At 63.5% G+C, this 14412-nt stretch carries 10 protein-coding genes, 1 tRNA gene and 1 pseudogene; 5 read left to right on the top strand and 7 right to left on the bottom strand.

The genetic code is table 11. The annotated features are described in order from the left end of the window. Window positions 1-84 precede the first annotated feature (84 nt). Genes yidC through rpmH form a run of 3 tightly spaced genes read right to left on the bottom strand, consistent with a single transcriptional unit; the run spans window position 85 to window position 2549 of the window. On the bottom strand, window positions 85-1950 hold the full coding sequence (gene yidC, locus BBTA_RS34275; protein WP_012047093.1) for a membrane protein insertase YidC: 1866 nt from the start codon (window positions 1948-1950) through the stop codon (window positions 85-87). A 22-nt stretch (window positions 1951-1972) separates the two neighbouring features. Further along, window positions 1973-2383 carry a ribonuclease P protein component gene (gene rnpA, locus BBTA_RS34270; protein ID WP_012047092.1) on the bottom strand — a complete coding sequence of 137 codons (411 nt, stop codon included), beginning with the start codon at window positions 2381-2383 and terminating at the stop codon, window positions 1973-1975. 31 nt (window positions 2384-2414) lie between these two features. Beyond that, window positions 2415-2549: a 50S ribosomal protein L34 gene (rpmH, locus tag BBTA_RS39330; protein WP_006609582.1), complete on the bottom strand. Its 135-nt coding sequence runs from the start codon at window positions 2547-2549 to the stop codon at window positions 2415-2417. A 455-nt stretch (window positions 2550-3004) separates the two neighbouring features. Between rpmH and BBTA_RS34260 the strand changes: the two genes are divergently transcribed. Both BBTA_RS34260 and BBTA_RS34255 read left to right on the top strand, forming a co-directional pair. Beyond that, on the top strand, window positions 3005-4480 hold the full coding sequence (locus tag BBTA_RS34260) for a sensor histidine kinase (protein ID WP_012047090.1): 1476 nt from the start codon (window positions 3005-3007) through the stop codon (window positions 4478-4480). A 338-nt stretch (window positions 4481-4818) separates the two neighbouring features. Further along, window positions 4819-4895: transfer RNA gene (locus BBTA_RS34255), tRNA-Arg, on the top strand. Here BBTA_RS34255 and BBTA_RS39325 read toward each other — a convergent pair. The 4 genes from BBTA_RS39325 to mobF form a co-directional block, all read right to left on the bottom strand. Then, window positions 4851-6542, bottom strand: a complete 1692-nt coding sequence (locus BBTA_RS39325) for a recombinase family protein (RefSeq protein WP_080890937.1) — start codon at window positions 6540-6542, stop codon at window positions 4851-4853. The two genes, BBTA_RS34255 and BBTA_RS39325, sit on opposite strands and share 45 nt — an antisense overlap. Before the next feature lie 75 nt (window positions 6543-6617). Next, complete coding sequence (locus BBTA_RS34245; RefSeq protein WP_006022509.1) at window positions 6618-6965, bottom strand: transcriptional regulator; 348 nt, start codon at window positions 6963-6965, stop codon at window positions 6618-6620. 3 nt (window positions 6966-6968) lie between these two features. Then, complete coding sequence (locus tag BBTA_RS34240; protein WP_006022510.1) at window positions 6969-7247, bottom strand: DUF6516 family protein; 279 nt, start codon at window positions 7245-7247, stop codon at window positions 6969-6971. A 378-nt stretch (window positions 7248-7625) separates the two neighbouring features. Next, window positions 7626-10355 carry a MobF family relaxase gene (gene mobF / locus BBTA_RS34235; protein ID WP_006022512.1) on the bottom strand — a complete coding sequence of 910 codons (2730 nt, stop codon included), beginning with the start codon at window positions 10353-10355 and terminating at the stop codon, window positions 7626-7628. Between the two features lie 354 nt (window positions 10356-10709). Here mobF and BBTA_RS34230 point away from each other — a divergent pair. From BBTA_RS34230 to BBTA_RS34220, 3 genes and pseudogenes are all read left to right on the top strand, one after another. After that, a pseudogene (locus BBTA_RS34230) lies at window positions 10710-11078 on the top strand (ParB/Srx family N-terminal domain-containing protein); the annotation flags it as partial. 375 nt (window positions 11079-11453) lie between these two features. Continuing rightward, the gene (locus BBTA_RS34225; RefSeq protein WP_011931087.1) at window positions 11454-12611 is read left to right on the top strand and encodes a tyrosine-type recombinase/integrase; all 1158 of its coding nucleotides are present in this window, start codon (window positions 11454-11456) and stop codon (window positions 12609-12611) included. Next, complete coding sequence (locus BBTA_RS34220; RefSeq protein WP_011931088.1) at window positions 12601-14412, top strand: hypothetical protein; 1812 nt, start codon at window positions 12601-12603, stop codon at window positions 14410-14412. The genes BBTA_RS34225 and BBTA_RS34220 overlap by 11 nt, the downstream gene beginning before the upstream one ends.

Genomic DNA, 14412 nt, shown 5'->3' with positions numbered 1-14412 from the left:
TCCAGGGTCACAAGGGAAGTCTGGATTGCTTCGTCGCTGCGCTCCTCGCAATGACGGCCGCGGCTCAAGCCGCCTTACTCGTCGTCACGCCGCTTTTTTTTTAAACGTGCCGCGGATGTTGTCGAACAGCTCCACCTTGACGCCATTGCGGCGCATGATGAAGCCCTGCTGCAGCACCGACAGCGTGTTGTTCCAGGCCCAGTAGATCACCAGACCGGCCGGGAAGCCCGCGAGCATGAAGGTGAAGATGATCGGCATCCAGTTGAAGATCATCGCCTGGGTCGGATCCGGCGGCGCCGGGTTCAGCTTCATCTGCACCCACATGGTGATGCCCATGATGATCGGCCAGATGCCGAGCGCCAGGTAGTGGCCGAACAGGGGCAGCTGGGTCGGATCAAACGGGATCAGGCCGAACAGCGTGAACAGATTGGTCGGATCGGGCGCCGAGAGGTCCTTGATCCAGCCATAGAACGGCGCATGCCGCATCTCGATGGTGACGAACAGCACCTTGTAGAGCGAGAAGAACACCGGGATCTGCAGCACGACCGGGAGACAGCCGGCGACCGGGTTGATCTTCTCCTTCTTGTAGATCTCCATCATCTCCTGCTGCTGCTTCATCCGGTCGTCCGGATAGCGCTCCTTGAGCGCCTGCAGCTGCGGCTGGATCGCCTTCATCTTCGCCATCGACGCGTAGGACTTGTTGGCGAGCGGGAAGAACAGGAGCTTCACCAGCACCGTCACCAGCAGGATCGAGATGCCGAAATTGCCGAAGAAGCGGAAGAAGAAGTCGAGCGCCAGGAACATCGGCTTGGTCAGGAAGTAGAACCAGCCCCAGTCGATCAGAAGATCGAAATGGTTCAGCCCGAGCTGCTGATTGTAGCCGCCGAGCCCGCCGATCGGGAAGTTGATGCCGACCACGCCGGCTTCCTTGGCACCGGCGAACAGCCGGGTGGAAACGCTGGCCGCGCCGCCGGCCGGCACGGTCTGCGGGGTCTCGACATAGTCGGTCTGGTAACGATGCTGGTTGTCGACCAGCTTCGACGAGTAGTTCGCCGTCAGGCGGGCATCCGTCATCGGCAGCAGCGCCGTCGCCCAATATTTGTCGGTGATGCCGAGCCAGCCATTGGTGACGTCGAACTTCGCCGCCTTGTCGTCGTCCATCTTCTTGTAGGTGTATTCCTGCAGTCCCTTCTCGCCGAGATAGCCGATCAGGCCTTCATGCAGGATGTAGTAGCCCGACACGTGCGGCGTGCCGTGGCGCGAGATCAGGCCGAAGGGATACAGCGTGACGGGCGCGCTGCCGGCGTTGGTGACCTCATCCTTGATGGTGAAAAGATAGTGCTCGTCGACCGAGATGGTGCGCTTGAAGGTCAGGCCGTCGGCATTGGTGGTGCTCAGCTTGACCGGGGTCGTCGGCGTCAGGGCGTTGGTGCCGTCCTGCTGCCACACCGTGTTCTGGTCGGGCACCTGGACCTTGGCGCCGGGCGCGCCGACCCAGCCGAACTCGGCGTAATAGGGCTCGGCGGTGTTGGACGGCGAGAACAGCACGATCGCGGGCGACTTCGGATCGACGGTCTCGCGATATTGCACGAACGCCAGGTCGTCGATGCGCGCGCCCTTGAGCGAAATGCTGCCGCTCAGCCGTGGGGTGTCGATCTTGACGCGGGGCGTGGCGGCGATGGCGGCGTCACGCGCCACCACGCCGGTGGCCGTGGTCGCCGCGCCGCCCGGTGCGCTCGGGCTGCCTGAGGCCGCGGCATTGGGCTGAGGGGTGGCAGACGGCGTGGCTTCGGGCTGCACCGCGGGCGCCTGCTTCTTGGCGAGCTCGGCCTGCATCTGGGCCTGCGCCCGCTGCTTCTCCATCTGCGGTCCGTTGTAGAAGACCTGCCAGAGGATCAGCACGAGGCCGGACAGAATGACGGCGAGGATTGTGTTGCGATTGTCGGTCATCGTTTTCTTATCGTCTCGTCGTTCAATCCGGTGTGCGGGAATGCGCGTCCGGTGCGGGAGCATGGCGCCGGTTCGCATCCGACGGTTTGCGCGGCTGCGGCTTGGCCTGCGGCCGGTCGAGGCGGCGGAGGGTCGTCTGGAGGTCGTCGAGCATGGTTTGGAAGTCGCGCGACAGCGCATCGCGGCGCCCGATCAGCACATAATCGCTGTGCGGCCGCATCGACAGGGGATCGAGCCGTTTCACAAGCTCGCGCAGCCGCCGACGGATGCGATTACGCTCCGTGGCGGTGCCATTGTTCTTGGTGACGGTAAAGCCGATTCGGACCGGGCCCTGGTCCGCGCGCTCACGGCGCTGAACCACGAACGCAGGGCTGTTCGCCCGCGCGCCATCGGCAACGGCGAGAAAGTCCGCCCGCTGCCGCAGCCGATCCATAATGGAAATCTCCGGGACGGAGGCCCTGGCTTCAGGCGCTCAGACGCTTGCGGCCACGTGCACGACGGGCGGCAAGAACCTTGCGACCGCCGGTGGTGGCGAGGCGAGCGCGGAAGCCGTGACGGCGCTTGCGCACCAGTTTGCTCGGTTGATAAGTCCGCTTCACGGTCGTTCTCCGCTGACGGGCAATTTGCCAGTTGACAATTTGCCTGCTTGAAATGTCGAGGATGTCCGGTGATGCTTCCTGGCCCAAGCGGGCCGCTGGCGGCCCTCAGATCGAGCCGCCCCGGGCGAGCCGGGTCATCGCGGACGGTTGGCGCGGCTTATAAGGGAGCGTCCTGCCTTCGTCAATCGCGGCAAGGCTTTTCCGAGGTCTTTAGAATTTGCCCGAGAATGTGCCGGGCAAGCGCAGGCCGCCGCTCAGTGATATATCGACAGCGCAGGAAATGCGCGAAAATAGCCCCCGCTCGAAGGGGTTTCTTCATCGGACATCGCATGGCTTCGGGTTCCATTGTGAATGGATCGGACCGGAACATGAGCGATCCGTAATTTGACCGGACTCCGGTGCAGTCCCATCTTGCAGTCACGTAAGGGTGGGGGTGCCTCTTACAGGGACGACACGTGTCAGAGAGCGACAACCAGCCGATCCTGGAGCGTCTGCGGCCGAAACGGTCGCGCCGGCTCGGCTTGTCCGGCAAGTTGCTCCTGTTAACCATTCCGCTGGTGATGATCGCGGAGGTACTGATCTATGTGCCCGCCATCGCCAATTTCTGGACCAACCGCCTGAACGATCGGCTGGCTGCCGCGAATACCGCCGCGCTGGTACTCGATGCTGCCCCCTCCGGTATGGTTCCAGATTCCTTGGCGCGCCAGATCCTGACCTCGATCAATGCCCGCGGCGTCGCCATCAAGATGGGCCAGCAGCGTCGCCTGCTTGCCAGTGCCGACCTGCCGGCGTCGATCGATCATGATTTCGACATGCGCGACATGACCGTGTGGTCGTCGATCGTCAACTCGCTGAAGATGATGACTGAGACCGGCGATCACACCATGCGCGTGATCGGGCCTGCGCCCGGGCGTGCGCAATTCATCGAGGTCGTCACCGACGAGAAGCCGCTGCGCCGGGCGATGTATCGTTTTTCCCGCAATCTGCTCGGCGTGTCATTGTTGCTCGCCGTTCTCACCGCGGCATTGGTCTATCTCGCCCTGCATTTCCTGTTTGTCCGGCCGATGCGTCGCCTGACAGCCAGCCTTGTCGGCTTCCACGAAAATCCCGAGAGCGTTGCGCGCATCATCGTGCCGAGCTCGCGCTCCGACGAGATCGGTGTTGCTGAGCGCGAGCTCGCAGACATGCAGCGCGATCTCGTGTCCATGCTGCATCAGAAGAGCCGGCTCGCCGCGCTCGGTCTCGCAGTTTCGAAGATCAATCACGATCTGCGCAACCTGCTCGCCTCCTCGCAATTGCTGTCGGATCAGCTTGCCAGCGTGCCCGACCCGCGGGTGCAGCGCTTCGCGCCGAAGCTGATGCGTTCGCTGGAGCGGGCGATCGCGTTCTGCCAATCGACCCTGTCCTACGGCAAGGTGCAGGAGCCGGCGCCCGATCGGCGCCTGGTCGCCGTCGAGCCCGTGGTCGCAGAGGTGCGCGAGACGGCCGGGTTGTCGCCGGACGCCTCGATCACCTGGGTCGCCGCGATCGAGCGCGGGCTCAAGATCGATGCCGATCCGGACCAATTGTTCCGCGTGCTGCTCAACCTGGTGCGCAACGCAGCGCAGGCCTTGGACAGCCTCTCCGGTGACGTCGGCGTCCGCCAGATCCGCATCACCGGTCGCCGGGAAGGCTCCGTGACCATCCTGGAGGTCTCCGACACCGGCCCGGGTGTTCCGGCCAAGGTCCGCGAGCATCTGTTCGAGGCCTTCCGCGGCGCTGGCCGGCCGGGCGGTTCGGGGCTCGGCCTTGCGATCGCGGCCGAGCTGGTGCGGGCCCATGACGGCGACATCCAGCTGGTGGAAGGCACGCTGGGGGCCACCTTCCGGATCACGATTCCCGATCGGCCGGTGGAGCTGCAGACGTTCTGGACCGAGCGCGCCAGCGCCTGAACCAGGCCCATCATTGAGCCGGTGCGCGGCAACGGGGCGGTCCGTCGGCCCGGCCGCTGGTTTCCTCCCCTTTTTGCAGGGATGGCGCGCAAGCCACCCGTCTCTCGGGGCATCATGGCGTGTGCATTCGTTCCAGGGCTCCGGGACCGTGAACTCCGGCCGACCGGCGGCCGCAGAACAATGGTCGTAAAATGTCCCCGTCAGCCTTGCCAAGCGGCCTCTGAGCCGTTAGTCAGGGGCCCTTCGCGAGGCCTGCCGGCTTTCTGCCGCTTCGGCCTTGTGGGATCCGTCCGTGATGGACTGACCGTCACGGATCGGAACCTGCCAGACGCGAAAACGCGCCCGTAGCTCAGCTGGATAGAGCATCAGACTACGAATCTGAGGGTCGGACGTTCGAATCGTTCCGGGCGCGCCATTCCGGTCCCAAACCACGAACGTTTTGGAGGGGGCTGGGTTTGCCGAGAATAGCCGCTCTGACGGCTTCCTTGCTGCCGACGATTTTCACCGATTTGTCACCGACAATGATAGCGCCGATCAGCGTGCGCAGATACGCCTTGCGCGCGGGCGTTTCGCCATTATCGAGGAGATCGGTCATGAGATTGCTGAACGCAGCAACCTTTTCAGGGTCAATGCTGGCCGATGGCAGCGCTTGCGATGCTGCGTGGTCATAGGCCGCTTGAGCCTTCTCGCGGTCGGCTTTGAGTTCGACGATTCGCTCGCGAAGAAGATCGTCGAGTTCGACGATGCCCTCCTCGATTCCGCGATAGAGCCGCTTGAGGCGATCTTCGGCATCGACGACCTGGGATTTCAACGAAGCGAGGCGGCGATCAACGGCGGCGGTGCGTTCCCGGCGCCGGGCGGCAATCGCGGAGAGCAGTTCGGTCAGACGCTCGGGCGTGAACATGTTCTCCTTGAGCGCCGTCAGAACCAGATCATCCAGGAAAGCCATCCGGATCGTGTTCCCCCGACAGGCCGTTGGTCCCTTCTGCGCACGGCTGGCGCAGGTGTAATAGGCGTAGATGCGCCCCGTGCTGGAGGTTCCGGTCCGCTGCGTCATCCCCCCGCCGCAATGAGCACATTTGGCAAGTCCGGTCAGAAGGATCGGACCAGTGACCACACGCGGGGCTGTGACCTTGGGATTATTGGCCACGAGGCGGGCCTGGACGCGATCGAACAGGTCTTGCTCGACAATGGTGGGAGTTGCGATCTCGACGATTTCCGAGGCGGGTTTACATTCGCCCGTCCTGGCGGACCGAACATTGTAACGCCAGCGGCCAACATAGACGGTGTTGGTCAGGATATGGTGCGCGGGACCGACGCCAAAGGTCCCGCCCGCCTTGGTCCGATAACCACGTCCGTTGAGCCATTTGACCAGTTGCTTGATGCCGAGCGGTGGGGTGCCGGTCCTGGTGTCACCTTCCGCGTAGAGGCGAAAGATGAGCCGGACGGTCTCGGCCTCGACGGGCTCGACGGCCAGGTGCTTCTTGATTTTCTGCCCCCGCCGCTCGGCTTCGACAATGGAGTAACCGAGCGGAGCTGAAGCGCCGTTCCAGAACCCTTGTTTGGCGTTCTCCTTCATCGCCCTCGTGACGTTCTTGCCGTTTTCCTTCGAGGTGTACTCGTCGAAGATGCCGATGATCTGGCGCATCATCTCCTGCGACGGATCGGTGCCAGTCGGCTGCGTCATCGAGACGACCTCAACGCCGTGACGGCGAAGCTTGCGGATCGTCAACTCCATCGTGGCCCCGTCGCGGAAAAACCGCGAAAAGGAATGCACGACGATGACATCATAAGGATGATCTGCGTCACAGGCCCGTTCCAGCATCGCCTGAAACACAGGCCGCCGATCGTCGGTCGCGCTGGCCCCGGGCTCGACATACTCATCGACGACAGTCCAGCCGCTCGACAGACAATGACGCGTGGTCAAGTCGCGCTGCGAAGGAATCGACACCTCGCCCTCCGCCTGCCGCCCGGTCGAGACCCGCAGATAAACAGCGGCTCTCAACGGCGCGGGACAGTCCGTTGCGGCAAGACTTGTTCTTGATTGCAAGTTCTGGGTCATTGACAAATCTCTACGGTCTCGCGCGATTTCGCGTGATCGCGCTGTTTCAATCTTACTATTGATCGGGCGGGGACGTCACGCCGCCATCAAGTCAAATTCCACATGAACGCGGTCATAGGGAAATTCAACGCCCCCACGTTCCGTCCGCTCCAAAATCCCCGCGCCCAGCAGCAGCGTCACGTCGGAATGAACCCCCTTGAAGTCTCGATCGACCCGACGCGCGACCTCCCGGATCGTCAGCGGGCCGGCTCCGGTCATCGCGCGCACGATCTCCATGCGCTTGGGCGCCAGCACCCGCCAAAGGTCGCTGACACTCTCGAATGAAATTCGGTCGTCGCCAGCCTTACGCTGCCCGTGCGCAGTCGCCAGGATGCGGCGCGTCAGGTCGTTTTGTGTCTCGACGCCCAGGATAACCGTCCGCATGCTCTATCTCCGTTTATTCACGTCGCGCCAAAAATCCGCCAGCAGCCGCTCCAGACCACGAAACGCATAAGGGCTTTCCTTGCCATCCAGGTGGCGATGATCGCCCTTGCCGCGCTCATTGTCGTAACGCACGCGGCAGACGCCGTTCACCACATAGGCGAGCCGGTATTTGTACTTGTGCGGACTGCCCGAGATGGGCTCGGGAACTTCCCACACAACCAGTTCGGCGAAGCCGGGGCTGACGACAAGCCGGGTTCGCGTGATCTTGCGCGCTTTGGCCATTGATGGAAATTCTTACATCAAAAGACTCGTGATGTCAATGAATACATCAAGATCTGACAATTCCGACGGATTTGTTTGTTTTCCGCGAGTGGAAGTATCGCCGTCCTGGGACCCATGCAGCCCATCGGGCGTCATCCCCGCTTCCGTATTAGAGGGTTCATCGGCTCATCGGGCACGGCGGTGCCGCTTCGTGGTGAGCGAGCACCCCCAAACAGCGCATCCAGTTGCTTGCCGAGCCAGGTTTCCAACACCTGGATCTCGGCGTCGGAAACGCGAAGAGAGCGGTCGATCTCGAATTCAACCGACCAGCCGGCCTCCTTGTCCAGATTTCTTCGTCGCCCTGTCGCCGGCCGCCGCGGTGGGCGAGCCGCTTTCCGCTCAACGGCCATATTCCAACCCGCGGTCAGGTGTGCGCGCGCTGGATCGCGGAGCGGCGCGGGCGGCCTCCTGCGCGGCAGGTGGCTTTGTGGGCGGCTGCATCGCCCGATCTGCCGATGGCCGGCTGTGAAGTCGGTCGGCATGTTTCACCGGGAGAGCGGCCTGTTCGATCACGGCGATCGTCGACGTCTTGGTGTGTCCGCTGGACAATCGCCCGGCGAGCTGCGCGCGCCGGTCTTCCGCGGATGCGGGTTCGGCCTGCTGTGTGCGATCCAGCGGCAGACGGGAAGAAAGAAGCGCCTCTATCTGGGAGCGATCGACGACGAGCCGGGTTTCGTCGCGGGCGCGGCTTGCGGCTACATAGGCGGCATGGCGATCGAACCGGGGATCGAGCAGGACGACCGCCCGATCGACGGTCATGCCCTGCGCGCCGTGCACGGTGCTTGCGTAGGCCCAGCCGAGCCTGGCTCGCCCGCGCTCGTCGGCGATGTCGGCGGGAACAAAGCTGATGCGGCGCCTGTCGATGACCGCCTCAATGCGGATGTTGCCGGGCGTACTCGGTTCTTTCGACGGATCGGGATGGACGGCGGTCACGGTCGCAACCGTGCCGTTGACGACACCAAGCTGATCGTTGCGGAGCTGGAAGCGGATTTGGTCGCCGGCCGCGATTTCGATGCGGGTTGTCTGACCCGATGGCGTGACCGCCTCGACGCTGGCTTCCGCGCTGTGAATGACGCCCTCACGTTTGAGTTCAGCGCGAACCGCCCGCGAGATATCCGCGACCTGCTTGTTGGTCCGGGCGATCAGGAGGGTGAAGCTGTCGGGATGCTCGGCTCTTGCATGGTTCCGGAGTTCGACGATCCGCTGCAGCGTAGCCCGGTAGGTGGGAGCTTCTTCGAAGCAGCCGTGCGCCTGGAATGCGTCAAGCGCCTCATTGGCCCGACCCGTGCCAAAATCCGTCACGGCCTGCCGCGCCCAGGCGTCACGCTGGCGGACAATGGTGTCAACGCGCGTGGCCTCGACACTGCGAACGACGAGATCGAGGCCCGGGCCCGCGCCGATCGCCTGCAATTGCCGGCGATCGCCGACGAGGATCGCCTTGGCTTGCGCGCGTTCGACCTCCGACAGCAGCGCATGCATCTCCCGCGAGGACAGAAGGCCGGCTTCATCCACGATGAGAACCGACTTGTCGTCAAGGAAGCGCTCGCCCTTCTTGAGGCGTTCGACCCAGGACGCGGTGGCCCGCGCTTCGATGTTCAGGTCCTGCTGAATGGCGCGGGCGACACGCCAGGCGGTGGCCGTGCCGATGACGCGATGCCCCGCCGCTTGATAGGCCCCGACGATCGGCGCGAGCGTCGTGGTCTTGCCTGAGCCGGGCGCGCCTTCGATGACGACGATGGCGTTTGGGCCGGTTGCGGCTTCAGCGGCGAAGGTCTGTTCGGCGCTCAACCCTTGCGCAGCGCTTCGCGCCTTGATGTCGGCAGGATCGATCCCGACCCCGCGCCGGTCAGCCAGTCTTGAGGCGGTCGCAACCAGATCACGCTCGATCGCGATCATCTCCGGCGTCGAATAGCGCACCTGACCGATAGCATCGCGGCCGATTTCGACGAATGTCCCGGAGGTGACAAGCTGATCGACCTCCCCGTCAACCCGCGACAGTGGCAGGCCGAGCCCGACACTTGCCGCGTGAACGGAGCGAACCAATTCGCGGCGGTCGACGACGCTTTCATGCTGCGTCAATTCTGCCGGCAATGTCGCCACCCGCTCGGCGAAGATGCGCCCGGCATCCCCGACGACAAACTCCCGGGCAGATCGCTGCTGGAGCGCCGCGCGGATATCACCGTCAAGACCGGCCGATTGCGCCGCCTCACGCCAGACGGTCTCGCGATCAGCGTCCAGCTCTTTCGCGTGGCGCGTTGATTTGGCGACAGCGGAGGCCAGCGCAGCCGATGAACCGCTGGTCGTGCCCGCCTCCGCCAGCTCCTTTTCGATTTCCTGCCGCCGCGCAGAAAAATAGGTGATGGCTTGGTCGCCGATGCCGGCCAGCTCGAACGTGCCGTTCCGCCCGACACGATCGATGCCGAAGCCGAGATCGGTCATCTCGTTTGCGAGGGCGGCATGATAGACAGCGCCGGCCGCCATCTTCCAGTCGCGCAAGACGGTGGAATGCAGTGCACCCACCGTGCCGTCGGCGCGTGTCGCCATGTTCAGGACGACGGCATGGGTGTGAAGGTTCGGATCACCGAAGAGGCGACCATCGGCATGCTCCGCCGGTCGGCTTTCGCCGTGCTGGAACAACGCGGCCGTCAGCGCGACCTTTTCGACGTATGCGCCATCTTTGCCGCGGCGCGCGTATATGGCTTCCTGCTCGATCGTGGCAAGGGTGGCACGGACGGCGCGCTCCTGGGCAGCTTCGAGGTTGCGCCGCAGATCCTCATCCGCGAATGCCCACGCCAGCGACACCGAGCGCGGCGCGGAAAATGTCAGGTCGAAGGCGGGGACACGCCGAATCGCCTTGCCGCCTGAGTTGGTGATGAGCGACTGCCCGTTCTCGCCGAGCCCTTCATAGAGGCGGGCGAATTCTTGTCGCTGGACCGTTGCTGCATCCCGCCGGCCGAGGTCGCCGCGCGGCGCATACCAGACGCCCTCCGGCTCTCGGCTGCCAAGATAGTATTCGGCGCCGCGCACATAATAGGCGCTGGACGCCGCAACATTCCACGTTGCAACCACTGACGCGGTCTCCAGAATCGAGGCCACTTCGATGCCGCGTTTTCCGGGGAAGGAATTGGATTCTGGCCCGACGATTGCTGTTTCTACTCAGAATCCAGAAACGCGGAAGAACAGTGCATCCCGTTTTCCCGGCACTCGCCAGATGCTCCTGCCGGTTTGCTAATGGCTCCGCCCTCGCGCGGGACAAGAAAATTCTTCGGCCTTTCGCGGCATAAACGGCCTCCTCCCCGAAAGCCGGGGCCCCTCCATTTATTCCACGGTGCCGAAGAGTTCTCTTGCCCTTGCTACCCCGCTGCTCGCCGCGAGGCAGGGGTGCAGCGCAGCGCTGCAACCCAAGCTCAAAGGAGCAAGATCATGTCTGCCAAGAATGTCGAAACCGTTGTCGAGAGCGGGACTGAGCGTTTCATTCCGCTCAACAAGCTCAAGAAATCCCCGAAAAATGCCCGCAAGACGCCGCACAGCGAGGCGTCGATTGAGGCCTATGCGGCCAGCATCGCCGCGAAGGGCATCCTGCAAAACCTTGTCGTCGAGCCGGAACTGGATGCGGGTGGCGCGGCCACCGGGTTCTATTTTGTCACCATCGGCGAAGGCCGCCGGCTGGCGCAGCTTCTGCGTGTCAAGCGCAAGGAGATCAAGAAGACCGAGCCGATCCGTTGCGTCATCGACACCGCCAACGATCCGCACGAAATCAGCCTCGACGAAAACGTCACCCGGGAAAACATGTTAGGTTCTGTGCTCGAACTGTCCTGTTAGAGTCGTGTGGCTGTCATCGTTATGGTTCATATGCGTGGGGCATTTTGAGGAGGGCACGTAGACGTCCGAGTCAAGCGTTCCCGCAGCGTAGCGAGGACAATGCTTGACGCGGCGGCGACACCACAAACTAGTCAAATGGTTGCAGGCGAAGTCCTGCAACCCTGCCACGTGGCGAACGGGAGAGCGCGAGGGGAACCCCTCGCATTCTAAACAAAAGAGTGCGCCGCAGGCGCTCCGCTTAATAACAGCTGGTTCGGGAAGCTGTCTTCTTTGTTGCTGTACAGGGAGTTGCGCCGAGCTCGGCGTCTTTTGCCGTTTCGGACGGCGAGGACCAAAGAGGACAGTATGGCGCGGATCATCAAGGCGGCGATGGGCTATGCCGCAATCCCGGCAGGCTTTCCGATTCTGGTGTCGGAGCGGATGGCGATCATCGAGCCGGCGTTTGCCTGGCTGATGGAGTTGGCGACCATACCGGGCCGCAGCCATGCGGCTGAAACGATTCGGACCTACGGCGAGCACCTGCATGACTGGTTCGACAGCCTGGAGCAATCCGGGCTCAATTGGCGCGGGGTCGGCGAGGCGGAGATTGCGGCCTGGCGCAACCGCATGCTCTCACAGCCGAGCCCGCATACGAAGCGGCCATACGCGCGGTCGACGGTGAATGATCGGGTTCGCACGGTCTGCCGGTTTTATGCCTGGGCGCAGGGACGCGGCTGGATCGAGGCCTTGCCGTTCCACTTTGTCGACGTGCGGGTGGGCTCTGGTCGGCGACAAGCGTTCCTTGCGCATGTCGATGCGCGTCCCGGTGTCGTGGCGGCAAACATCCTGACTGTTGCCGAGCATGAGCGCTTGCCGCGACCGTTGCGGGTCGATCAGTTGCGTCGGGTCTTCGCCCTGTTGGAGATGCCCTACCGCCTGATGGCGGAATGGGCGCTGGCGACGGGATTGCGGCGCAAGGAGCTTTGCGGCTTGGCTGTCTTCCAGGTCCCGGAGACAGCACATCTTGATGACGAGGATCATCCGCTAGTCGGCGTGCCCTTGACGATCACCAAGGGCGACAAGCCTCGCACGATCTACCCGCCGATCCGCTTGGTTGACCGCACGCAGCGCTATATCGACGAAGTGCGCACGCCGCAGGTACGGGCGTTGCGTCGCCAACGGTCAAATTATCGGTCGCCATCGGCGCTCTTCCTCAATCTTCAGGGGAATGCCGTCAGCAAGACGCGATTGACTGCGGTGTTTGCGGAAGCCTTCCGGGCTGCCGGTGTGGCGGGTTCATTGCATTGGTTGCGCCATACCTTTGCGATGACGATGCTGGTGCGATTACAGCGACAGGCATCGATCACGCCTGACCTCAATCCGCTGAAGATCGTCCAGGTCTTGCTGGGGCACAGTTCGATCCAGAGCACGGCGATCTACCTGCGCTGCGTCGAGCTCAATGCCCGGGAACTCGCCGACAGCATCGACTATCTCTATGGCGAGTTGATCCCCGATGGCCGGTAAGCGTGAGCGTATCGACCGGCGTCTATCGGCTGCGTCAGCGAAGGTGCTGGAGCAGCCGGCCGATGCCATTGCCGTCTTCCGCGACGGTTGGGGCGAGGTCGCAAAGCGCTACGATCTCGGCAAGCTTGGGTTGCCGACAGACGTTACGATGCTTCTGGCGGACGCCTTCCGCAATCATCATGCCGCATCGAGCTCCGAAACGCACCGTCATTGCTGGATGGCACTGCGTGTCTTCGCCCGTTTTGCGGTCGAGGACGGGCATGTTCTTTCTGCCGGGGATCTGACCACCGCAATGGTCGGGCGCTATATCGCCTGGCTGGATCGACAGATCGCGGGACAGACGAACAAGCCCTGGTCAAAGGGGGCGCGGGCGAATGTGCTGATGCAGCTTCGCCAGATGATCGACTGGACGAAGCGCCGGCATCCGTCGCGGCTGCCGTCCCGGATCGACTTCCCCTGGCGGGTCTGGCCGAACCGGACTGCCGACACCCGACCGCGTCTTGGCGGGGAGGATCTCAAGGCGATCCTACGCGCGTGCTATGAAGAACTCGACGAGGCGTGGGATCGCTTCGACACGGGGCGGACCATCCTCGCGACGAGCGGCCCGGCTGATGGCGTCGATCCCGAGCTTTGCGACATGGTCCGGGCGCTTGCTCGGGTGAATGACGGGGTGCTTCCATCGCGGACGCTTGCGATCCGCAGCCAGGTCAACATATCGGCGGTCAGCCGCCATGGCGGGCTTCGTCATCTTGGCGGTTATCTTCACTTGACCGGCGAAACGGTCGTCGCGTTCTTCATCGCCATTGCGATCCAAACGGCGGGCAATCCGGATGCGCTGCGGCTGATAACGCGCGATTGCCAAGTGGCGCATCCGCTCGACGAGCATCGCATCATCGTCGAATGGGCCAAGCCCCGGGCCGGTGCCAAGGTGAAGCGAGCGCAGCGGCGGTCCTTCGATCGCCGTCGGCGACATGCTGCGCCGAACCTGATCGACCGGTTGCTGGCGATGACGGCGCCGCTCGTCTCCCGGGCCAGCCGGCAGGACCGCAATCGCCTGTTCCTGGTCAAGAGCGAGAAGAAGGACGCGGTCACGCTCATTGCGGAGGCGACCTTGTCGCACGCCCTGAAGCCGTTCATCAAACGCTCCAATGCCCGGATCGCCATCTGGAACAAGGCTGCACCGGAGCGGGCACGTCAGCTCTTGCCGGACTTTGCCGCCGTTCTGCTGCGCGGCAGCGTCGCCACCGAATATTACAAGGCGTCTGGCGGCGACATCGTCGCGACACAGGATGTGCTCAACCATGCCCGCGCCGACACGACCGAGCTTTACATCAAGGGGCCGCAGACGCGCCGCATCCAGCGCGAGACAATCGCCCGATTGCAGGAGCTGATGCTCGGCTGGATCGTCGGCGCGAAGGCGAACTGCGAGAATCGGGCGCAGCGCGACCGGATTGCGCTGGCGAGCAATGCGACGGTTCCGTTCAGTCATGATTGCCTCAACCCGCTCGCGGGCACAGCACCAGACTCGATAGCAGGTCGGGTCTGCCGGCACTTCGGCGGATGCCTGCGCTGCCCGGGACTGGTCATCCCGATCGATGCGGAGCACATGGCGCGCATCCTTCAGGCGATCGGCGAACTGGAGCGCGCGCGTGAACGCATTGATCCGCGCCGCTTCGAGCTCCTGTATGCGCCGAGCCTGCGCATCTTGGTCGACGACATCCTGCCGGACTTCCCGCAAACACTGCGAGGTGATGCCGAACAACGAATGCTGGCTCTCGCACGGCTTCCGGCGCTGGAGTGA

Source organism: Bradyrhizobium sp. BTAi1 (genome assembly GCF_000015165.1).
In the GTDB taxonomy this organism is placed as follows: domain Bacteria; phylum Pseudomonadota; class Alphaproteobacteria; order Rhizobiales; family Xanthobacteraceae; genus Bradyrhizobium; species Bradyrhizobium denitrificans.
Note: the sequence above shows the minus strand (reverse complement) of the source record. Positions and strands in the feature narration are given on the sequence as shown.